The 21,658-nt window shown below is 72.8% G+C and carries 15 protein-coding genes; 9 read left to right on the forward strand and 6 right to left on the reverse strand.

The features are described 5' to 3' along the window. Window positions 1-45 precede the first annotated feature (45 nt). Window positions 46-1,626 carry a right-handed parallel beta-helix repeat-containing protein gene (locus ABD832_RS28095; protein ID WP_344900689.1) on the reverse strand — a complete coding sequence of 527 codons (1,581 nt, stop codon included), beginning with the start codon at window positions 1,624-1,626 and terminating at the stop codon, window positions 46-48. Window positions 1,627-2,225: 599 nt separating this feature from the next. On the opposite strand from ABD832_RS28095, the gene ABD832_RS28100 reads away from it, so the two are divergent. Continuing rightward, on the forward strand, window positions 2,226-3,794 hold the full coding sequence (locus ABD832_RS28100; protein ID WP_344900691.1) for a carbohydrate-binding protein: 1,569 nt from the start codon (window positions 2,226-2,228) through the stop codon (window positions 3,792-3,794). A gap of 277 nt (window positions 3,795-4,071) precedes the next feature. On the opposite strand, the gene ABD832_RS28105 is transcribed toward ABD832_RS28100, so the two are convergent. Then, a complete protein-coding gene (locus ABD832_RS28105; RefSeq protein WP_344900693.1) occupies window positions 4,072-6,330 on the reverse strand; it encodes a hypothetical protein in 2,259 nt (752 codons plus the stop codon). A 477-nt stretch (window positions 6,331-6,807) separates the two neighbouring features. On the opposite strand from ABD832_RS28105, the gene ABD832_RS28110 reads away from it, so the two are divergent. Further along, entirely contained in the window at window positions 6,808-7,677 is an 870-nt protein-coding gene (locus ABD832_RS28110) for a sulfotransferase family protein (RefSeq protein WP_344900695.1), read from the forward strand. A gap of 76 nt (window positions 7,678-7,753) precedes the next feature. Here ABD832_RS28110 and ABD832_RS28115 read toward each other — a convergent pair whose 3' ends face one another. From ABD832_RS28115 to ABD832_RS28125, 3 genes are all read right to left on the reverse strand, one after another. Then, the gene (locus ABD832_RS28115) at window positions 7,754-8,923 is read right to left on the reverse strand and encodes a glycosyltransferase (RefSeq protein WP_344900697.1); all 1,170 of its coding nucleotides are present in this window, start codon (window positions 8,921-8,923) and stop codon (window positions 7,754-7,756) included. Continuing rightward, on the reverse strand, window positions 8,920-10,194 hold the full coding sequence (locus tag ABD832_RS28120; protein ID WP_344900698.1) for a hypothetical protein: 1,275 nt from the start codon (window positions 10,192-10,194) through the stop codon (window positions 8,920-8,922). The genes ABD832_RS28115 and ABD832_RS28120 overlap by 4 nt, the downstream gene beginning before the upstream one ends. 71 nt (window positions 10,195-10,265) lie before the next feature. Next, entirely contained in the window at window positions 10,266-11,333 is a 1,068-nt protein-coding gene (locus ABD832_RS28125; RefSeq protein WP_344900700.1) for a methyltransferase domain-containing protein, read from the reverse strand. 333 nt (window positions 11,334-11,666) lie between these two features. On the opposite strand from ABD832_RS28125, the gene asnB reads away from it, so the two are divergent. The 7 genes from asnB (at window position 11,667) to ABD832_RS28160 (ending at window position 20,861) form a co-directional block, all read left to right on the forward strand. Then, on the forward strand, window positions 11,667-13,679 hold the full coding sequence (gene asnB / locus ABD832_RS28130; RefSeq protein ID WP_344900702.1) for an asparagine synthase (glutamine-hydrolyzing): 2,013 nt from the start codon (window positions 11,667-11,669) through the stop codon (window positions 13,677-13,679). After that, window positions 13,664-14,959, forward strand: a complete 1,296-nt coding sequence (locus tag ABD832_RS28135) for a lipopolysaccharide biosynthesis protein (RefSeq protein WP_344900704.1) — start codon at window positions 13,664-13,666, stop codon at window positions 14,957-14,959. The genes asnB and ABD832_RS28135 overlap by 16 nt, the downstream gene beginning before the upstream one ends. Before the next feature lie 341 nt (window positions 14,960-15,300). Next, a complete protein-coding gene (locus tag ABD832_RS28140) occupies window positions 15,301-16,437 on the forward strand; it encodes a glycosyltransferase (RefSeq protein WP_344900706.1) in 1,137 nt (378 codons plus the stop codon). Further along, entirely contained in the window at window positions 16,434-17,399 is a 966-nt protein-coding gene (locus tag ABD832_RS28145; RefSeq protein WP_344900708.1) for an NAD-dependent epimerase/dehydratase family protein, read from the forward strand. Before ABD832_RS28140 ends, ABD832_RS28145 begins: the two co-directional genes overlap by 4 nt. Window positions 17,400-17,459: 60 nt before the next feature. Beyond that, complete coding sequence (locus ABD832_RS28150) at window positions 17,460-18,449, forward strand: NAD-dependent epimerase/dehydratase family protein (protein WP_344900710.1); 990 nt, start codon at window positions 17,460-17,462, stop codon at window positions 18,447-18,449. Further along, window positions 18,446-19,483 (forward strand): glycosyltransferase family 4 protein, encoded by a 1,038-nt coding sequence (locus ABD832_RS28155; protein WP_344900712.1) that lies wholly within the window; start codon window positions 18,446-18,448, stop codon window positions 19,481-19,483. Before ABD832_RS28150 ends, ABD832_RS28155 begins: the two co-directional genes overlap by 4 nt. 1 nt (window position 19,484) lies before the next feature. Continuing rightward, window positions 19,485-20,861, forward strand: coding sequence for a tyrosine-protein kinase domain-containing protein (locus ABD832_RS28160; RefSeq protein ID WP_344900714.1), 1,377 nt, complete (start codon window positions 19,485-19,487; stop codon window positions 20,859-20,861). On the opposite strand, the gene ABD832_RS28165 is transcribed toward ABD832_RS28160, so the two are convergent. Beyond that, window positions 20,839-21,564: an arsenate reductase/protein-tyrosine-phosphatase family protein gene (locus ABD832_RS28165; RefSeq protein ID WP_344900716.1), complete on the reverse strand. Its 726-nt coding sequence runs from the start codon at window positions 21,562-21,564 to the stop codon at window positions 20,839-20,841. The two genes, ABD832_RS28160 and ABD832_RS28165, sit on opposite strands and share 23 nt — an antisense overlap. Window positions 21,565-21,658 lie beyond the last annotated feature (94 nt).

Below are 21,658 nucleotides of genomic sequence, written 5' to 3' on the forward strand. Positions count from 1 at the left end.
CCGTACCCGTGGCACGGGAGCCTTCGGAGCCGAGATCCGCAGAGGTCAGAGACGTGCCCCGACGTCGGCGCCGTTGGACGGGCGCAGGAAGGACGAGGACGGGATCGAGCCGTCCGCAGCACGGGGGCCGGTGATCGTGCCGGGGTCGGTGCTGACGAAGGTCCAGGTGCCACCGAGGTTCCAGGAGTTGCCCGAGCCCGAGGACGACGAGCCGAGCGAGACCTGCGTCGCGTTCGCCACCGACAGGTTCCTGGTCAGGGTGGAGTCGGAGTCGGCGAAGTCGAACCCGGTGCCGCCGTTGCGCCAGGCGGTGTTGCGGTCGGCGGTCAGCCTGCCGGGGTTGCCGTTGTCGATGAAGCCGCCGACCGCGTTGTCGAACGCGATGGAGTTGCGGATCACGTGGTCGGCCGCCGGGTCGGGGTCGCCGCCGCCGAGCTTGAAGCCGTTGCCGTCGCCGGTGTAGTCGGGCAGGTTCCACCGGTTGAACCCGTTGCCCCAGACCACCGACGACTCCACGGTGATCGGGGACAGGAACATCCAGAAGTCCAGGCCGTCGTCGGAGTTGTTCCACAGCCGGGCTCCGCGCACCACGTTGCCGCTGCCCGACCCCTCCTTGATGGCCAGGCCGTCGGCGCTCTCGCCGTTCTTGCGGGGGTCGCGGTTGCCGTAGGCGTCCAGGCCGACGATCTGGTTGTTGCCGGAGGCGCCCTGGAGGTGCAGGCCCGACTCGTAGTTGTCCCGGGTGACCAGGCGGTCGAAGACGGTGTTGTTGACGTCCAGGCCGAAGACGCCGTACGGGCCGTGGATGATCTCCAGGCCGGACAGGCGCCACCAGTCGCCCTCGATGTGGACGGCGCCCCGCTCGGGGCGCGGGATGCTGGAGCCGACCGCGCCGGGTGTGTGGGGCATGTTCTCCCCGTCGATGACGACCCGCTCGCCGTCGTGGTTGCGCATCGTGATGGGCAGGCCCGGCGTGCCGTTCTTGAGGATCTGGATGTTGGCGCTCGGCGCGTAGGTGCCACCGCGGATGACGATCGTGTGCCCCGGCTGCGCCAGGTCCACGGCCCGCTGGATCGTCCGCAGCGGTGACGCCTGGGTGCCCGGGGCGGCGTCGTCGCCGTTGGTGGCGACGTACAGCGTGCCGGCCGGTGGCGGCTGGTCGCCGGTCTCGACGTCGAGACGGTCGAGGTTGGGCAGGCCGAGGGCGGTGGTCGGGTTCAGCCGGACGGTGTTGGCGCCGGCGTTCAGCGAGACGGTCACGGTCGTGGTGGCCCACGCCGACCACGCGCCGGTGCCCGCGAACGAGAGGGTCTGCACGGTGGCCCCGTTGACGACCAGGGCGGCCGCGCGGGCCGCGGTGCCGTTGGCGAACCGGACGCCCAGGGTCGCCGTGCCGGCGGTGGTGGCGTTCACGGTGAACTGGGCGTGGGCGCCTGTGGCGTTGGTGCCGTTGCAGAAGCCGGTGCCGGAGTATCCGGCGTGGTTGGAGTCGATGGTGCCGGTGCAGACCGCGGGCGAGGTCTCGGCCTCGTACCGGGTGGGCGCGGCGTGCGCCGCGTTCACCGGCAGCGCGGCGAGCACACCGGCCAGCAGGGCGACGCACGCGTGAAGTGGCGTCAGGCGCATCCTTGGTCTCCAGGATCGTCGGTTCTTCCGGATCTTCAGGCCCTCGGTCCGCCGGGGGCCGTCCGCCCCGCCGCCCCGCTGCACGCCGTCACCGGCCGTACCGTCCCGGCGCTGCGGTCATGAGGGCCATCGGGGACCGCGCCGTTGACAACCGATTGCAGACACAGTCGCGTCACATCGGGGAAACGTCAATACGTCCCGGCGAAACTGCACATGCCGCCGGGAATCTCTCCTGGTCTTCTCGGGATTCCTGCAACAACCGCTTGCAAGAAAACCGTACATCGTGCGCTCCATGTCATCGCACCGGTGGCGGCACGACCGGGACCCGTCACGGACGACGGGAGCCGGGCGTGCCGTCCGGGCCCCCGATCGCCGCTCCCGCCCTGAAACTTTCACGGCCGCCCGGCCGCCCGGCCGCGGGGCACGGCGGCGGGCGCTCCCCCTTTCCGCCGATCCCGGCCTCGGCCGGGGCCCCGCGCGCCGGTGGGCCGCCACGCCGCGGACGGCCCCCTCCGGAGGCGGGCCCTTCCCATGCCCGCCGGGGCGTGCTTAGCTTCGCCTCATCGAGGAAAGCGCTTACCGACCCATGGAGACGAAGGATGCGCCTCAAAGCCGTCACCACATGCGCCGGCCTGCTCGCCGTCGGGCTCGTCGGAGTGTCACCATCCGCCGCGCACGCCGCGCCCACCCGGTACGAGGCCGAGACCTCGCCCGCGGTCTGCACCGGCACCATCGACTCCAACCACGCCGGATACTCCGGCACCGGCTTCTGCAACGGCACCAACGCCACAGGCGCCCACGCCCAGTTCACCGTGAACGCCACCACCGCCGGCACGGCGACGCTCGCGGTGCGCTTCGCCAGCGGGACCAGCAGCAGCCGTCCCGCCGGCCTGACCGTCAACGGCGCGGGCGCGCAGGCGGTGTCGTTCGAGGGCACGGGGGCGTGGAGCACCTGGGTCACCAAGACGCTGACCGTCACCCTGAACGCGGGAAGCAACACGATCCGGTTCACCCCCACCGGCAGCGCCGGCCTGCCGAACATCGACCACATCGACGTGGAGACGGGCGACACGCCACCGCCGCCACCGGGTGACACGCTGTACGTGGCGCCGAACGGCACCGACGGCGCGCCCGGGACGCAGGCGGCCCCGACGACGCTCACCTCCGCGATCACCCGCATCGCGCCCGGCGGGACGATCTCCATGCGCGGCGGGCGTTACGACTTCTCGCAGACGGTCACCATCGCGCCGGGCAACAACGGCACCGCGAGCGCCCGCAAGAAGATCTCCGCCTACCCCGGTGAGACCCCGGTGCTGAACTTCTCGGCCCAGAGCGAGGACCCGGCCAACCGCGGTCTCGCCGTGGGCGGGTCGTTCTGGCACATCCACGGCATCGTCGTCGAGCGCGCCGGTGACAACGGGATCCTCCTGGGCGGCAACGACAACATCATCGAGCGCACGGTGACGCGCTTCAACCGCGACACCGGGCTGCAGCTCTCGCGGCTGGTGGCCGGGGCGCCCCGGGAGCAGTGGCCCTCCCGCAACCTCATCGTGAGCGTGGAGTCGCACGACAACGCCGACTCCGACGGCGAGGACGCCGACGGCTTCGCCGCCAAGCTCACCTCGGGCCCGGGCAACGTCTTCCGGTACGCCGTCGCCCACAACAACATCGACGACGGCTGGGACCTGTTCACCAAGACCGACACCGGCCCGATCGGCGCGGTGACCATCGAGGACTCCCTCGCCTACGACAACGGCACCCTCAGCAACGGCGGCCAGGCCGGCAACGGCGACCGCAACGGCTACAAGCTCGGCGGCGAGGACATCTCGGTCGACCACGTCGTCCGGCGCAACATCGCCTACAACAACGGCAAGCACGGGTTCACCTACAACCGCAACCTCGGCACGATGACGGTGTCGAACAACGTCGGCATCGGCAACACCGAGCGCAACTTCAACTTCGACGGCGGCTCGTCGGTGTTCCGCAACAACACCTCGTGCGACAGCGGGTCCAACGACCGGATCATCGGCAACTCCGACGCCTCGAACCAGTTCTGGTCGGGCTCGAACGGCTCCCGCTGCTCCTCCTACACCGGCGCCCTGGGCTGGTCCTTCGCCGCGGACGGCCGCCTCGTCGTGACCTTCGGCGGCAGGCCCGTGACGCCGTAACGGTCTCCACCGGCCGGTCGGCGCCGCACGGTCCCTCCACCGGCCGGCGCGGCGCGGGCGGGAGGTGGGGGCGGGGGGCGGGGGCGGGTCGTGAGGTCCCGCCCCCGTCCCCTCGCCTGCCGCCGACGGGTACCGCCGGGTGCCGGCGGGTGCCGGCGGGTGCCGCGGTCCCTCCCCCGGCCTCCCCGGCGACCTCCCCCTCACGGGGCGGTCGCCGGGGAGGCCGCTCCGCGTACGGGCACGCCGGGCCCTCCGGGAAGGAGGCCCGGCAGGAGGTTCAGGACGAGGCGCCCGGAAGGCTGTAGACCGCGCAGCCCGCCGAGCGGAACCGGAGCGTCGCGAACTCCCCGATCCTCGGGCTCAGCCCCTCCCGGCCCTCCTCGACGAAGAGCCAGCGCACCCCGTACCGCTCGTGCAGGCGCCGTACCGCCTCCGCCGAGGGCGCCCGGAAGACCGTCTCGTTCAGCGAGAGCCGCTCGGCGTCCCAGAACGGGATCTGCATCACCGACCCTCCCGGGCGCCACCGGTCCAGGTTCTTCGCGGTGTACGACCAGCCCTCGACCAGCACGCGCCGCTCGGTCAGCGCGGAGATCCAGAAGTGCCGGCTGTCGCAGGGCGTCCCGGCCCGCCAGACACAGTGCGCGTTCGTGGCGACCGTCTCGTCCGGGCGTGAGTGGGCCCGCAGCCAGCGCCCGGCGGCGAGCATGCCCGCCGGGACCTCCTGCGCCGCGGGCCGGCTCACCCGGTAGACGGCGTTCTCCCCGCCGCCGTACACGATCGACCAGGCGCGGGCCTGCCACGCGGAGAGCGGGCCGACGGCGGTGACCAGCGCGATCAGCAGGGCCCAGTCGCGCGGGCGCCGTCCGGCCTCGCGCAGGAACACCACCGCCGACAGCACCACGACCGCCACAGCGAGGTAGGGCAGGTACAGGACGGCCTCGCTGCGGCCCGGGGCCAGCGGGACCCGCACGTCCGCCAGGACGCGGATCAGGCAGGCCAGGACCACCCCCGCGACCGCCGCCCCCACCAGCGCCAGGCGCGGCACGCCCGTCCCGCGTACCGCGGTCAGGAAGCCGTAGGACGCGGCGACCGCCAGATAGGGGTAGGCGCCCTGGAGGAAGTAGCCCTGGTTCAGGGCCGGTCCCCCCAGCAGCAGCACCGCGCCGATCCCGGCGGCGCCGATGCCCAGGACGAGAACGGTGCCGGGACGCGCGAGCGAGCGCGGGCGGCTCAGCAGCCCGGCGATCCCGCACCAGGTGACGGCCCAGCACGCGGCGTACAGCAGGGTGATCCCGAGCAGGGAGGCCGGTGAGGGCTGGGCGTGCTCCCCCAGGCCGGTCAGCTCGCCCCAGGTCCTGCGCATCAGCGCGAGCGGATCGAGGGACATCGCCTGCCGGGCACCGCCGAACAGCACCGCCTGCGCGTACAGCAGGCAGGCGAGGGCCATCGCGAGCGCGCCGAGCACGGTCCGCGGCGGCCTGCGCCGCCTGACCCCCTCGGCCACGCCCAGCGCCGCGAGCGCCACGACCAGCATGGGCAGGTACGTCGCCTTGGCCCCGGCCACCGCCGCCAGCAGGATCGCCGTCAGCGTCCACCGTCCGGCGCCGTACCGCCGGCGGCGCTCGAAGAGGTCGATCAGGAGCAGGACCACCGGGGCGAACAGCAGGGCCCCGAAGGTCTGGGTGGGGCTCTCCCACGCGGAGTGCTGGACGCCCGTCCAGGTGAGCAGCCCGTTCGCGTCGGCGTACAGGCTCGGCACCGCCACGAAGACCGTGCCCGCCACGGACAGCGCCGATCCCGCCCTGGAACCGGTGACGCGGTGCCCGATCGCCCCCACCAGGACGACGAAGGCGACGAGCATCGGGAACATGCCCAGGCGGAAGAGCAGCACCAGGGGTTCCAGGCCGGTGACCCAGCTCGCCGCGGCCAGGTGCGCGTAGACGAACCAGTGGTAGAGCAGCGGCTCCCCGGCGACCACCGGCACCGTGGGCGGCACGTGGTGCCTCAGCTCGCCGATCAGCGCCAGGTGGTACGGCATGTCGAACAGGGACGTCCCGGCCGCGGGCCAGGTCAGGGCGGTGGTCCTGAAGTAGGTGAAGGCGCTCCAGGCGGTCACGTGGACGACGAGCAGCGCGAGGAACCACGCGTACCAGGCCGGTTCCCCCGGGCGGGCCGCGCCGCGGAAGTGCTCGCGCAGCCGGGGGACGGCGGCGAAGACGGCGTACGCGCCGAGCGGCCAGAGCAGGACGAGCAGCGGTGCCCCGGCCGCCCGGGCGGCGACGTAGACGGGCACCTCGACGGCATACCCCAGTGCCAGCCCGAGCGCGAGCTCCTCGGCGAACGCGAGCGTGCGCGCCCCCCGGTACAGGGCCCGGACCAGCAGCAGGCCTGGGAACGCGACCCCGAGCGCCACGTAGCCGCCGAAGAGCAGCGTGTCGGTGACCGGGACCCCGTACAGGCGCAGCGCGGCCACCACGACGACGGCCGCGAACACCGCCGGAGCCCATGTCCGGACCCGGCCCCAGGTGCGATTCACCCTTTTGAAGGGTGTTTTCCGTCTTCTCCGTGAAAGGACCGCGCCGGATACGGATGCGGGCATTCCGGTTTCCGCCGTGACCTCCGGTGCACCGGGCGCGGAATCCTGATCGGTCACAGATTCTGTCATACGTGCGATTCTGGCGACCCGGGCGCGCGGGCCGGGCGCGCGACCCCGTACCGGGAGATGTTTTACCGGCCGTTTGTCCAGCTCGGAGCCTGTGTGCCGGGCGGACGGCGCGTCAGTGCGGCGGCCGTGGTGAAACGCTCCCGGAAAGGCGGCCGATCCCCGCGTGAGAACGGCGCGAGGGGGGACCGCGGCCTTTTCCCGGCTGTTCCGCCGTCGTTTCCCGCCGACACCGTCCCCACGGGGGCGACATCCACCGGCGGCCCCGGAAGGTGCGTTACCGTCGAATACCCGGCCCGGCCCCGATGGACCGGATCCTTATTCGCGACATCACCCGGAACGGGGATTCCCATGCTCGATTTCCTCATCGGCAGCGGACGCTGTGGTTCCACCCTCCTGTACGAGGTCCTCACCCGCCATCCGCAGGTGGGGTTCGTCACCAACCTGGACGACCGTTTCCCCCGGACCCCGGACGTGGCCAGGCGGATCGGCGGCGGGATCTACCGCAGGACACCGGCGGACTTCCCGCAGAAGCGGCTGCGCCCCTGCGAGGCCCACCGCGCGCTGAGGCGCGAGGTGTCCCCGCTGGTCGTCGACTCCTTCCAGGACCTGACGGCCGCCGACGCCACCCCCTGGCTGGCCGGGCGGCTGCGGACGTTCTTCGAGACCCGGGCCACCGTCCAGCGGGCCGGGCACTACCTGCACAAGTTCACCGGCTGGCCGCGGGCCGCGTTCCTGCACGAGGTGTTCCCGCAGGCGCGGTTCGTGCACATCGTGCGCGACGGGCGCGCGGTGGCCAACTCGTGGCTGCAGATGCCGTGGTGGCGCGGGCACCTGGGGGCGCCGGGGTGGCACTTCGGCCCGCTGCCCGGGCACTACGCCCGCGAGTGGGAGGAGCAGGGCCGCTCGCAGGTGCACCTGGCGGGCATCGGCTGGAAGCTGCTGATGGACGCCACCGAGACGGCGCGCGCCGCGCTCCCGCCGGAGTCGTGGCTGCAGGTGCGCTACGAGGACCTGCTCGACGACCCGCGCAAGCAGACCGACCTGGTCCTGGAGTTCCTCGGGCTCACCTGGACGCCCGCCTTCGAGCGGGACTTCGGGCGCCGTGCCTTCTCCTCCGGCCGGTCCGAGGCGTTCCGGCGGGACCTGGCCCCCGCCCAGGTCGCGCTGCTCGACCGTTCCCTGTCCGGCCACCTCCACGACCTGGGCTACCGGCTCTGACCGCGGGGGCGCGCGCTCGGACGCGGCACGCCGTACGAGGACGCGATCGGACGCGGCGCAGTGTACGGAAGCGTGCTCAGACGCGGCGCGCCGTCTGCGCCAGCTCCTCGTAGAGGCTCTCGAACCACTCCGCCGTGCCCGCCATCTCGACGGTCTCCGCGCTGGCGGCCGCCCCGGACCTCAGGCGGCGGTGCACGGCCGGTTCCATCGCCCGGAGGATTCCGGCGGCCAGCGCGTCCGGCGACTCCGGTTCCGTCAGGATGCCGTTCCAGCCGGACGAGACCAGCTCCGGGATCCCGCCCACGTCGGTGGAGACCACCGGCACCCCGGCGGCGAGCGCCTCCATGACCACCACGGGCAGCCCCTCGTAGTGCGAGCTCAGCACCAGCAGGTCGGCCGCGGCGACCAGCCTCCCGGCCTGGCGCACCCGGCCCAGCACGCGCACCCGGTCGCGCAGGCCGCGCCGCTCGATCTCGCGGACGACGTCCTCGCGCAGCGGCCCGTCCCCGGCCAGCAGGAAGACCGCGTCGTCCCGCTCGGCCAGCACGGTGGCGGCGGCCCGGATCAGCAGCGCGTGGTTCTTCTCCGGCCGGAAGTTGGCGACGCAGACCACCAGGAACGCCTCCTCGGGCACGTCGAACCGGCGCCTGACGATCCCCGAGCGCAGCGCCCAGGAGCGCTGCTCGGCGACGTCCACGCCGTGCACCCGGGTCAGCAGGCGGCGGGCCCCGCGCACCGACGGGGAACGCGCCACCTGCGAGGAGACCGCCACCGTCCGGTCGTCGAGCCTGCGGGTGAGGTAGTCCAGGGCCATGCTGGCCGCCGCCGTCAGCCGCCGGAACCGCACGGTGGTCGGCCGGTGGCAGTAGTGGACGGTGGACACCAGGACCGGCCGCCTCGGGGTGAGCCGGGCCGAGAGCCAGAGCGCGGCGGCCGGGGTCGGCGAGTGCACGTTGAGCACGTCCGGGGCGAGCCTGCGGACGACCCGGACCAGGCGGGCGTAGACCAGCGGGCGCGGGTCCGGGCTGAGGTCGACGACCGCGATCCCGGACGCGCGCAGCCGGTCGATGAGCTCGCCGGTGGAGGCCTGCAGGCACACCACCGTGTAGTCCTTGTTCACCCTGGGGGCGCGCCGCAGCCGTTCGACGAGGAGCACCTCCACCCCGCCCGCGTCGAGGGTCTTGACGACCTCGCACACCCGCAGTTCCCTCGGCGTGCCGCCGGGCGGCCGGGACGGCCCGCTCACCGGACGACCCCGGGGACGGCGACCGCGGGCCCCGGTGGCGGCGCGGGGTCGGGCACGCGCCCGGACGCGGTGAACCGGAACCGCCGGGGACCGGTCGTGGTCCACGCGAGCGCGGAGAGCAGGCTGACGATCAACATGATCGGCATCCGCTGGCGGAAGATCAGGCCGATGTTGGCCATGGTGGTCGCGTAGGCGATCGTGCCGGGGATGATGAACAGCACCAGGACGAACAGCAGCGTCCGGTTCCGGACCCACAGGCGGCGGCCGCCGCGCAGCGCGCTGTAGAGCAGGTAGTACCAGATGAACGTGTCCACCTTCCCGAGCTGCAGTGTCATGCTGCCCGACGTCCAGGGGAAGGGGGCCAGCAGCGTGTAGAGCAGCTTGGGGGCGAGCTCGCTCCAGGCGTCGCCGCCGTCCTCGAACAGCACGCCCGACCCGCCCCCGGCGTTGGCCCGGCGGACCGACTCCGACTGCCCCACCTCCAGCTGCTCCTGCAGCATGGTCAGGGAGGCCCCGCCGTCCATCCCGGCGAGCAGCACCAGCAGGGGGATGAGCAGCAGGGTCGAGACGATCATCGAGCGCAGGGTGAGCTTCCGCCTCATCGGCGAGAGCCCGACCGTCAGCGGCAGGGCGCACATGAACACCATGTAGGGCCGCACGTGCCAGATCATCCACAGCAGCGGGATCATCAGGATCAGCTTGCGCACGTCGAAGCGCTGCACGTTGGAGACCACCAGCCACAGGCAGGTGACGACGAGGAAGGCGTTGATGCCGTCCTTGAACGTGTCGGAGGTGTGCAGCAGCAGGGCCGGCAGGAAGGCGACCACGACGAACAGCCGGAACGCCGCCCGCTCACTGGCCCCGATGAGCTGCGCGAACCGGTACATGACAATGCACAGCAGGCAGGCCAGGGTGGCCACCACCGCCGTGCAGCCGAGCGCGGCCGGCCCGTCGCACAGGTAGACGACGAGGGCGAACAGGTTGCAGGGCACCTCCATGGAGTGGACGGAGGCGATCTGGTCGGCGGTGACGAACCGGAAGCCCGCCTGCCTCCAGTAGGTGGCGATCTCCCCGGCCCTGGCCAGGTAGGTGCGGTTGTCCCCGCCGTACTCGATGAGGCCGGGCCGCATCACCGTGATGTGCACGACCAGGCGGGCGACGAAGGCGAGGAGCAGCACCGGAAGCAGCCGGTTGGCCTGCCGCACCCCCAGTCCCGCGTAGGCCACGAAGATCAGGAACGTCGCCAGGAAGGCGACGAGGAAGTACTCCATGAATCGGGTTCACCTCGAAGACGCGTCAGGGGCGTGCGCCGCCGAGGACGCCCGGCGGGCCGGCGGAGGGGTCATTTGACGCCGCGGACGACGTACATCCCGCGCCGGCGCCCGATCGAGACCTCGCGCAGCCCCAGGTCCTCGGTCCAGCGCCTGATCGTCCGGCGGAACTGCGGCTTCTCGTAGCGCGGGGAGAGCCAGTCGAAGGTGTCCAGCACCGACCACTCCCGCATCGTCTCGGCGTCCTTCAGCCCCAGGTGGCGGTGGTTGGCCACCGGTACCAGCCGCGCGAGCCCCTGCCCCACGCCCGGCACCGAGCTGAGCGCCATGGACAGCGGCAGCAGGCGCGGCACCGCCCGTTCCACCAGCGGGTACAGCCGCTCGGGGGGCATCCGCCGGGTGAAGGGGCGGATCAGCTGCCGCAGGTGCGGGTAGGCGACCGGCGCCGCGTAGACGTCGACGCAGAACCGGCCCCCCGGCCTGAGCTGGTCGAGCAGCGTCGTGAAGGTGCGCCGCACGTCCGGCGTGTGCTGGATGACCCCCAGGCAGACCAGGAAGTCGAAGGACTCGCGCGGGAAGGGCGGCTCGTACACGCTCGCCTGGACGAGCCTGAGGTTGGGGAAGCGGCCGTTGGAGGCGGCGTTGGCGTGCACGGCCCCGGACAGGTCGAACGAGGTCACCAGGGCGCCGGTCTCGCAGAGCACCTCGGTGAACCGGCCCGCCCCGCTGCCGCACTCCAGCACGGTCCTGCCCCGCAGCTCACCGGCGGACCAGCCGCTCGCGGTCATCAGCCGGTCGCGGGAGATCGGCATGCCGACGTGGGAGTCGAGCTGCGTCAGCCGGTGCCTGTTCCACTGGAACCCGAACCCGTCGGCGTAGCCGTCCCGGGGGACGAAGCGCGGGATCCCCCGGTCGACGGGGTACCTCGCCCCGCACCGGACGCACCGCAGCGGGCCCTGGTCGAAGGCGCCGTCGAAGGCCCCGTCGAACCCGCCGTCGGACCCGCCGGGCGTGCCCTCGGCCCCACCGGTCCCGCCGGACCCGCCGTGCAGCGGGCCCCGGCACCGGGGGCAGCAGAGCGGCGGGTGCCGGGTGACGCCGGTGCCCGTTCCGCCGGTCTTGTCTTCCGCAAAGGTCATCCGGCCACCCGTTCAGCGAGAGGGAAGGAAAGGGACGCGGCGTCGCGGCCGGATCCCGGGGTCCGCCACGGGCGTCCGCCGGGCGGGCCGGCGCGCGTGCCGGGCGCCGGCGACGAGCCGGAGTCATGCCTTCCGCCACGTTCGTTCACACGCTCACACGCCGCCGCCCGCGCGCGGGGCACGGCGGCTCCCCCGCGAGCAATGATCTTCACGATCCTTACCCGGCCTTGGGACACCCCGCCGCCGGACGCCCCGGCGCCGACCTCCCCGTGGCGGAACTCCCGGCGACACGCCCCCGCGGCCCGCTGGCCGGTGACACCCCGCTCCGTTACCGTGATCTTGCAGAACGTCACCGACGGGGGCCGTCCGCGCCGGCGTACGGGCACGGGCCTGCGGGCGCGGGCCGACGAGCGTCACCGAGCAATGGAGGACCCGATGTGCGGGATAGCCGGAGTCGCGTCGACGTCGCGTCCGGATCCGGAGCTGGTGCGCCGCATGTGCGACGTGATCGTGCACCGGGGCCCGGACGGCGCAGGTTTCCACACCGACGAGCACGCCGCGCTCGGCATGCGCAGGCTCGCGATCGTCGACGTGGCGACCGGGCACCAGCCCGTGCACAGCGAGGACGGGCGGGTCGTGTCGGTCTTCAACGGGGAGCTCTACAACTTCCCCGAGCTGCGGCGGGAGCTGACGCGGCGGGGGCACCTGCTGCGCTCGTCCGGCGACTCGGAGTGCCTGGTCCACCTGTACGAGGAGCACGGCCCCGACCTGACCCGGCTGCTGCGCGGGATGTTCGCCTTCGCCGTCTGGGACCGCGACCGGCAGCGGCTGGTCCTGGCCAGGGACCGGGCGGGCAAGAAGCCGCTGTACTGGTGGGCCGACGACACCTCGATCCGGTTCGGCTCGGAGCTGAAGTCGCTGGCCCGCGACCCCGGCATGCCCCGCGAGATCGACCCGGTGGCGCTGCACCACTACCTGACCTACCGCTACGTCCCCGCCCCCTGGTCGATCTACCAGGGCGTGCACAAGCTGCCCCCCGGTCACGTGCTGGTCTGGGAGCGGGGCCGGATCACCGTGGACCGCTACTGGCGGCTGGACCGCACCCCGCGGGTGGTGACCGACGTCCGCGAGGAGGAGGAGCGGCTGCGGGAGCTGATCCTGGAGGCGACCCGGGTCCGGATGGTGAGCGAGCGCCCCATCGGCGCGTTCCTGTCCGGCGGGGTCGACTCCTCCGCGGTGGTGGCCGCGATGGCCATGCAGAGCCGCGACCCGGTCAAGACGTTCTGCGTCGGCTTCGACGACGGCCGCTACGACGAGCGCGCCGAGGCGCGGCTGGTGGCCGAGCGCTACTCCACCGACCACCACGAGCTCATGGTGACGGCCGACGTCCCGGACGTGCTGCCGCTGCTGGCCTGGCACTTCGACGAGCCGTTCGCCGACTCCTCGGCCGTGCCGAGCTTCTACGTGGCGCGGCTGAGCCGGCGGCACGTCACCGTGGTGCTCAACGGGGACGGCGGGGACGAGTGCTTCGGCGGCTACCAGCGCTACGCCCTGATGAACCAGGCCGCCAGGATCCCGGCCATGCCCGGCGCCCTGGCGGCCGTGTCGGCCCGCGCGGGCACCCGCATCACCGAGCAGAGCCGCTACCGCTCACCGGCACGGCTGCTGGGCCGGTTGATGCGGTTCGCCGCCGAGCCTCCCGCGCGGCGCTACGCCGGGCTGATGTCCTGCTTCACGCCCGGGCAGAAGGACGAGCTGTACGAGCCCGCGCTCCGCGAGCGGCTGGCGGGGGTGGACAGCGGCGCGCTGCTGGAGGAGGCGTTCCTGGCGTCCTCGGCGACGACCACGCTGGGCCGGGTGATGGACGTGGACACCACCGGCTACCTGCCGTACGACCTGCTGGTGAAGGTCGACATCACCACGATGGCCAACTCCATGGAGGCCCGCTCCCCGTTCCTGGACCACCACCTGATGGAGTGGGCGGCCGGGCTGCCCGACCCGCTGAAGGTCCGCGACCGGCGGACCAAGCTGCTGCTGCGGCGGGCGGTCGCACCCTGGCTGCCGGCACGGCTGCACAACCGCCCCAAGCGGGGGTTCGGCGTGCCGCTCGCCGCCTGGCTCCGGGGCGATCTGCGCGACCTCGCCCACGACGCGCTCACCGACGACACCGCCCGCGGCCGGGGGCTGTTCCGGCCGGAGGTCGTGGCCGATCTGCTGCGGCGGCACGACGAGGGCGCCGACCACGGCGACCGCCTCTGGGCGCTGCTGCAGTTCGAGCTCTGGCACCGCGCGCACGCGGTCCCGGACGGCGCCGTGCCCGCGGAGATCGGATGCCCGGGGTCCTGAACGGGAGCACCACCCTGAAGCGGACCGTCCAGACGATGGCCAGCCATCTGGTTCGGCTGACGCTGGCGGCGCTGACGGGCATCCTCATCGCGCGTACCCTCCAGCCGGAGGGGCGGGGCGTCTACGCGATGATCGCGACCACCGGCGGGATCGCGATCGTGCTGGGCGGCCTGTCGATCGGCAGGTCGCAGATCGCGCTCTGGCCCGACCCGGCGCGGCACCGCGCGCTGACGGGCAACGGCCTGCTCCTGGGGCTGCTGCTCGGCGTGGCGTCGGCGCTGGTGACGCTGGCGGCGGTGACCGCGCTCGTGCCCGTCCCCGCGCCGCACCTGCTCGTCGTCGCCCTGCTGGCGGTGCCGTTCGGCGTGGCGGCGGTCAACCTCAACGGGATCGCGCTGCTGCGCTCGCGCAGCGACCTGGCCAACCGGGGCGTGGTCGCGACGGCGCTCGTGCTGAACCTGCCGATCCTGGTGCTGTCGGCCGCAGGGAAGCTCACCGTGGCGGCGGTGATCGTCTGCTGGACGCTCGCGATCACCGCGCCGTTCTGGCTGCTCCTCGCGGGGCTCGGGCCGCGCGCCATGCGCGTCGAGGCGGCGCTCGCCCGCCGCCAGCTCGCCCTGTCGTGCCGCTACCATCCCGGACTGGTCGCGTTCCACCTGCTGCTGAGCGCCGACGTCTTCCTGCTGGGCGCCCTGGCCTCCCCGGCCGAGGTGGGCCTGTACACGGTCGGGACGGCCTTTTTGACCTTCTCCCGGGTGCCGGCCGACGCGGTCACCCAGGTGGTCCTGCCCCGCCAGACGGTCGTGGACGGCGCCGGCGCCCGGGACGTCACCGTCCGGGTGCTCCGGCTCAACCTGGCGCTCTCTGCGCTGTTCTCCGGCGCGCTGGCCGCCGTCTCACCCGTGCTCGTCCCCCTGCTGTACGGCGCCGCGTTCACCGGCAGCGTGACGCCGCTGCTGCTGCTGGCCCCCGGCATGGTCGCGCTCTCGCTGCTGCGGCCGGTCGAGCAGTACCTGATCCGCCTGGAGCGCCCGGCGACCATGACCGTCATCGCCGCCGGGGCCCTGACACTCGACCTGGCCCTGAACGCCGTCCTCATCCCCCGCTGGGGAGCCGCCGGAGCGGCACTGGCCGCCAGCGTGAGCTACACGGCGATGGCCGTCACCGAGATCGCCTGGTTCGCCACCAGAACCTCCACCCCCCTGCGCGCCCTCCTCCCCCGCCCCTCCGACCTGAAAGCCGCCCTAAGACCCCCCGCCCCGATCACAGCACCCCCATGAGGACACGCCGGGGACCGCCCCCATGCCCCCCATCAGGGACCCCCCGTGAGGCCGCGCCGGCGACTGGACCGAGGAGGGATGGATCGTGAGGAACGAGCGATCCCTCCCGACGAGGGAAGGAGCCGGATAAGAGCGGCCTCACCGCGACGCGAAGCGTCGCCATGACACGCCGCTACATCACGTTTAGGTAGGGAGTAGGAAAAACATCGCGCCGCCCCCGTGATGGTGTCGGCGGACGGATCGGGTGGAGAACTAGTTTCTCCGACGTGAGCCAGGCCTGTCAGCAAGGAGCCTCCATGAAGCCAGACGGCCGGATTCGCGTTATGGAGATCATCGCGCGAATGAACGTCGGCGGTCCCGCCACCCAGGTCTCGGGGCTGCACGAGCGTCTGAACCGCGAGGAGTTCGACCACCGTCTCTACACCGGCCACGTCGGCGCCGGGGAGGGCGACCACCTGCTGCTGCACGGCGCGCGCGCACCGGTGCACCGGGTCCCGGGCCTGGGCCGCTCGGTCAGGCCCGGTGACGACCAGCGTGCCCTGTACTGGCTGGTCCGTGCCATGCGGTCGTTCCGGCCGCACATCGTGCACACCCGTACCGCCAAGGCCGGTGCCCTGGGCCGGGTGGCGGCCCGGCTGTCGGGTGTCGGCGCGGCCCGGGTCCACGTCTTCCACGGCCATCTGCTGCACGGCTACTTCTCCCCCTTCAGAGGCGGGCTCTACGTACGGTCGGAACGGCTGCTGGCGCTGCTGTCGGACCGGTTGGTGACGGTCGGGACCCGGGTGCGGGACGAGCTGCTGGAGGCGGGGATCGGCCGGCCCGAGCAGTACGTCGTCATCCCTCCCGGGGTGCGGCTGGGGCCGGTGCCCGCCCGCGAGGCGGCCCGTGCCGCGCTGGGCCTGCCGCTGGACGCGCCCGTGGTGGCGTACGTGGGGCGGCTGACCGGGGTGAAGCGGCCCGACCGGTTCGTCACGGTGGCCCGTACCGTGCTGGGCCGCGTCCCGAACTGTCACTTCGTGGTGTGCGGCGGGGGCGAGCTCGCCCGGACGATGGAGCGGGAGGCGGAGTCCATGCGCGGCTCCTTCCACCTGCTGGGCTGGCGCGCGGATCCCGAGACGGTCTACGCCGCGGCCGACGTGGTCCTGCTGACCTCCGACAACGAGGGCACCCCGGTGACGCTCGTCGAGGCGGGGATGGCGGGCGTCCCGGTCGTCTCCACCCGGGTGGGGAGCGTGGCCGAGGTCGTCAGGGACGGCCACACCGGCCTGCTGTCGGGTGCCGGGCCGGACGAGCTGGCGGCGCACGTCGTCCGGCTGCTGAACGATCCCGTGCTGGCCCGGCGGATGGGCGAGGCGGCCCGCGACTGGACCACGTACGCCTTCGCGGTGGACCGCCTGGTCGCCGACACCGAGAACCTCTACCGGTCGCTGTGCCCGGTCCCCGGCCGCGATCCGCTGCCCGAGGGGAGCAGCCGATGAGGGTCCTAGTGACGGGCGGCGCGGGTTTCATCGGCGCGCACATGTGCCGGACCCTGGCGGCCAGGGACGACGTGGCGCGCGTCACGGTGCTGGACGACCTGAGCAGCGGCGATCTCACCAACCTGGACGGCGTCGGGGCCGAGGTGGTGACCGGCAGCATCCTGGACCGGGACCTGCTGGGCGACCTGGCGGCCGACGCCACGCACGTGATCCACCTGGCCGCGCGGCCGTCGGTGCCCCGGTCGCTGGCCGACCCGATGGCCTCGCACACCGTCAACGCGACCGGCACCCTGCACGTGCTGGAGGCGTGCCGCGCCGGGCGGCCGCACGTGATCCTCGCGTCGTCCTCCTCGGTGTACGGCGACCGTCCCGAACCCCGCAAGCACGAGGACCTGCCCACCAGGCCGCTCAGCCCGTACGGGGCCGGGAAGCTGGCCGCGGAGGCCTACACGCTGGCGTACGCGGCCAGCTACGGCCTGCCGGTCCTGCCGTTCCGCTTCTTCAACGTCTACGGGCCGCTGCAGAGCGCGGGGCACGCCTACGCGGCGGTGATCCCGGCGTTCGTCTCGGCCGCGCTGCGCGGCGAGGCGGTGCCGCTGCACGGCGACGGCGGGCAGGCGCGGGACTTCACCTACGTGGGGTCGGTGACCGGGATCCTCGCCGACGCCGCGGCCCGGGGGGTGACGAGCGCCAAGCCGGTGAACCTGGCCTTCGGCACCCGTGTCTCGCTGCGGCAGCTGATGGACGTCCTGGGCGAGATCCTCGGCCGCACGATCGAGACGGTCCCGCTGCCGCCGCGCCGGGGCGACATCCGCGAGTCCCAGGCCTCCAGCCGTCTGCTGCGCGAGCTGTTCCCCGGCGTGTGCCCGGTCTCGCTCGAGGACGGGCTGCGCAGGACGGTGGCCTGGTTCGAGGGGACGCGGGCACCGGGCGCGGACGCGAGACTCGGCGCGCCCGCGTGAACCACCGCCGCCTCCCGCCGGCAACCCAGTTCTCTCCAAGCACGCGATGAGGAGCAGCACGTGAGCAAGGCATCAAGAACCCGCTATCTGATAACGGGTGGCAGCGGATTCATCGGATCGCATCTGGCCGACGCGCTGCTCGCCCGCGACGACTCCGTCGTCGTCCTGGACAACCTCTCGACGGGACGGCTGGAGAACCTCCGGCCCCACCCCGACCTGCACTTCGTGCACGGTTCGGTGCTGGACGAGCTCATGGTGGACGAGTTGGTCCACCGGTGCGACGTGGTGGTCCACCTGGCGGCCGCGGTCGGGGTCAAGCTGATCGTCGAGCAGCCGCTGCGGTCCCTGACGACCAACATCCGGGGCTCGGAGATCGTCATCGAGGCCGCGCACCGCTACCGCAAGAAGATCCTGATCACCAGCACCAGCGAGATCTACGGCAAGAACTCCTCGGGCGCGCTGCGCGAGGACTCCGACCGCATCCTGGGCAGTCCCGCCGTGGTCCGCTGGGCCTACAGCACCGCCAAGGCCGTGGACGAGATCCTCGCCAACGCCTACCACAAGGAGCGCGGCCTGCCGACGATCATCGTCCGGCTCTTCAACACGGTGGGCCCGCGGCAGAGCCCGACGTACGGCATGGTCATCCCGAGCCTGGTCCGCCAGGCCCTGTCGGCCGCGCCGCTCACGGTCTTCGGCGACGGGACCCAGACCCGGTGCTTCGCCCACGTCGCCGACGTGGTGGACGCGCTGCTGGGGCTGCTCGACGAGGAGGCGGCGATCGGGGAGACGTTCAACATCGGCTCCTCGGACGAGGTCAGCATCCTGGAGCTGGCGAAGATGATCATCGGGTTCACCGGTTCGACCTCCGGGATCGAGCTGGTGCCCTACTCCGAGGCCTACGAGCAGGGGTTCGAGGACATGACCCGCAGGGTCCCGGACACGGCGAAGCTCCGTGCCCTCACCGGCTGGGTGCCGCGGCGCGCTCTCGACGAGATCCTCATGGAGATCATCGGCGCGTCCTCCGAGGCTCCGGCGACGTCCCCGCGGTGAGCGGGACGCTCGCCCTCACCGCGGGGACGGCCTGCCTGCTCAGCGCGGCGGCCGTGGTGCCGCTGCGGCGCCTGGCGCTGCGCTGGGACCTCACCGACCATCCCGGGGGGCACAAGGCGCACTCCCGCCCGACCCCCTACCTCGGTGGCATCGCGATCACGGTGGGCACCGTGGTACCCGCCGCGGTCGCGCTCGGCCTGGCCGACCTGCAGATCACCGCGATCCTGCTGGCCGCCACCGCGGTGTCCCTGCTGGGGCTGATCGACGACATCTCCCCGCTGCCGGCGGTGACCAGGCTGACGGTGGAGACCGTGGTGGCCGTGGGGGTGGTGCTCTCCGGTGTCCAGGCGACCGTGACCGGGACGTGGCTGGACGCCGTGCTCACGACGGTGTGGATCGTCGTGATGACCAACTCCTTCAACCTGCTGGACAACATGGACGGCGCGCTGGGCTCCGTCACCTTCGTGGCCGCGGCGCTGCTCGCGGTGACGGCGCTGCTGCAGGGCCATGTCGCGCTCGCGGTGCCGCTGGTCGCGCTCACCTGCGCCTGCCTGGGCTTCCTGCCCTACAACTGGGCGCCGGCGAGGGTGTTCATGGGCGACTCGGGGTCGCTGTTCATCGGGTTCACGCTGGCCTGCTCGGCGACCGTGCTGGTCGCGGGACGCCCCCCGGACGCGACGATCGCCGGGCTGTTCCTGCCGACCTTCGTCGCGACCGTGGACACCTGCGTGGTCTTCCTCTCCCGGGTGCTGACCGGCCGGTCGCCGCTGCAGGGCGGTACCGACCACGTGTCGCACCGGCTGCGGCGCGCCGGGCTGGGGACCCGCTCGGTCGCCGTCACGCTGGGTGCGATCACGGCGGTCACCGGTGTCCTCTGCCTGGCCACGGCGCTGGGCCGGATGCCCCCGCTCGTCGCGACGGCCGTGGCCGGGGCGATCGCCGGTGGCCTGGTCGGCCTGCTGCGGGACATGAGCGTCCGCGTTTCCGTCCGAACCCCCCAGCCCCTCCAGAGAATCCGCGAAAGGCGACGTTGACATGGAACTGCTCTACTACGTACGGCTCGCGCGCCGGAACTGGCCGCTCATCCTGCTGTCGTTGGTGATCGCGGTGGGCGCGGCGGTGACCGTCACGGCCAACACGCCGCCGAAGTACGTCGCGACGATCTCCATGCTGGTCTCCGGTCACGACAAGGAGGGCAGCCTGTCCACCGCGTACCAGGCGGGCATCCTGTCGGCGCAGCGGGTGCAGTCCTACGCCACCCTGCTCTCCACCCGGCGGGTGCTCAGCCGGGTCACCGACGACGCCGACGTGGAGCGGCTGCAGTCGAACATCACGGCCGAGGCGGTGCCCGGCACGGTGCTGCTGCGCGCCACGGTCGCGGACACGGTGCCCAAGCGGGCCGCCGAGCTGGCCAACGACCTGGGGGCGAGCTTCGCCGACCTCATCGACCAGATCGAGCGGCCCACCTCCTCCAGCCGTCCCACGGTGAAGGTCACGGTGGTGGACCACGCCGAGGTGCCGCAGGAGCCGGTCAGCCCCAAGCCCGTGGTCAACCTGCTGATGGCCGTGCTGCTGGCCCTGCTGACGGTGATGGCCGTCATCGTGGTCCGCGACCACCTGGACACCACCATCAAGACGCCGGAGGCGCTGCAGGAGGCGTCGGGCAGCTCGACCCTGGGAATCATCGGCTACGAGCGGGACGCGCGGCACCAGCCGCTGATCCTGCGCAACAACGGCCGCTCGTCCAGGTCGGAGGCGTTCCGCACGCTCCGTACCAACCTGCAGTTCATCGGGGTCGACCGCCAGCCCAGGTCGCTCGTGGTCACCAGCTGCCTGCCGAGCGAGGGCAAGTCCTCGACCTCGGTCAACCTGGCCATCACGCTGGCCCAGGCCGGATGGCGGATCGTCCTGGTGGACGGCGACCTGCGCCGTCCCACGATCCCCCGCTATCTCGGCATCGAGGGGACCACGGGCCTGACGGACGTGCTGATCGACAGGGCGCGCCTGAAGGAGGTCATCCAGGTCTGGGGCGAGCCGGGCATGTCGGTGCTGCCGAGCGGGCAGATCCCGCCGAACCCGAGCGAGCTGCTCGGCTCGGGCGGGATGCGTGAGGTGCTGACCCAGCTGACCGAGACCTACGACATGGTCATCATCGACGCGCCGCCGCTGCTGCCGGTGACCGACGCCGCGACGCTCAGCGCGCTGTGCGACGGCACCCTGCTGGTCAGCCGGCACGGCAAGACCCGCCGCGAGCACATGGTCCGCGCCGCCGCGCTGCTGGCGTCGATCAACGCCCGGGTGGTGGGAACGGTCCTGAACTTCGTCCCGCCCCGGCACGAGACCTACTTCGGCTACGGGTACGGGTACGGGTACGGCTACGAGCCCGAGGTCAAGCGTCCGGTGGGGGTGTGAGCAGCCGGAGCGGGGCGGCCAGGTAGCGGGTGATGGTCCGCCCCGCCATCCGGTAGGCCAGCCACGATCTTCCGTAGGGGTCGTCGATGTCGGACTCGTCGACGCGTACCAGCCCGCGCAGGGCCCGTGCCTCCTCGACCAGGGCACGGGCCCTGCGCACGGGGTCGTGGTGGCGCAGGATCCGCTCCGGCGGCACGGCCTGTGCCAGCGCGCCGAACTCGGCGATGGTGAAGGTCCGGGTGGCGGCGGCCAGATGCAGGGCCACCGCCTGCGCGCGGTGCCTGCGGGTGGCGGTGAGCACCAGGTCGGCGCCGGCCACCAGGCGGGGGGTGAGCGGGCGGGAGGTGAACCCGGCCGGGTCGCCGCCGAGCCGGGCCAGGGTGTTGCCCGCGCGCCTGTCCATCTCCATGCCGGGCCGGGCGTGCGTGCCCGCGCTGCCGATCCGCAGCGCCGGGCAGGGGCCCAGCGCCGAACGCGCCAGCCGTTCGGCCAGCGGGGAGCGGCAGATGTTGGCGGTGCACACGAACAGGATGTGGAAGCGGACGCCGTCCCTCGGCGCCTGCGCGTCCCGGGGGTCCCGCCAGCAGCGCGTGCCGCAGTCCTCGTGCCCGGGAGGGGCCTTCTCACCGCTTGCGGGGACCGCGCTCCGCTCCCCGGTCACGCGCCCCTGCGTGGTCCCGGTGGTCCCCGGCGAAGCCCTCATGACGAGAGGGTAGGTCCGTGCCGGTGGGCGGCGGGCCGCGGCGCACCGCCCTTTGCCCTTTCATACCGGCCCGCCGCGTGCCCGCGCATCACAC

Origin of the sequence: Streptosporangium longisporum (assembly GCF_039534895.1) — a bacterium.
Lineage (GTDB): Bacteria > Actinomycetota > Actinomycetes > Streptosporangiales > Streptosporangiaceae > Streptosporangium > Streptosporangium longisporum.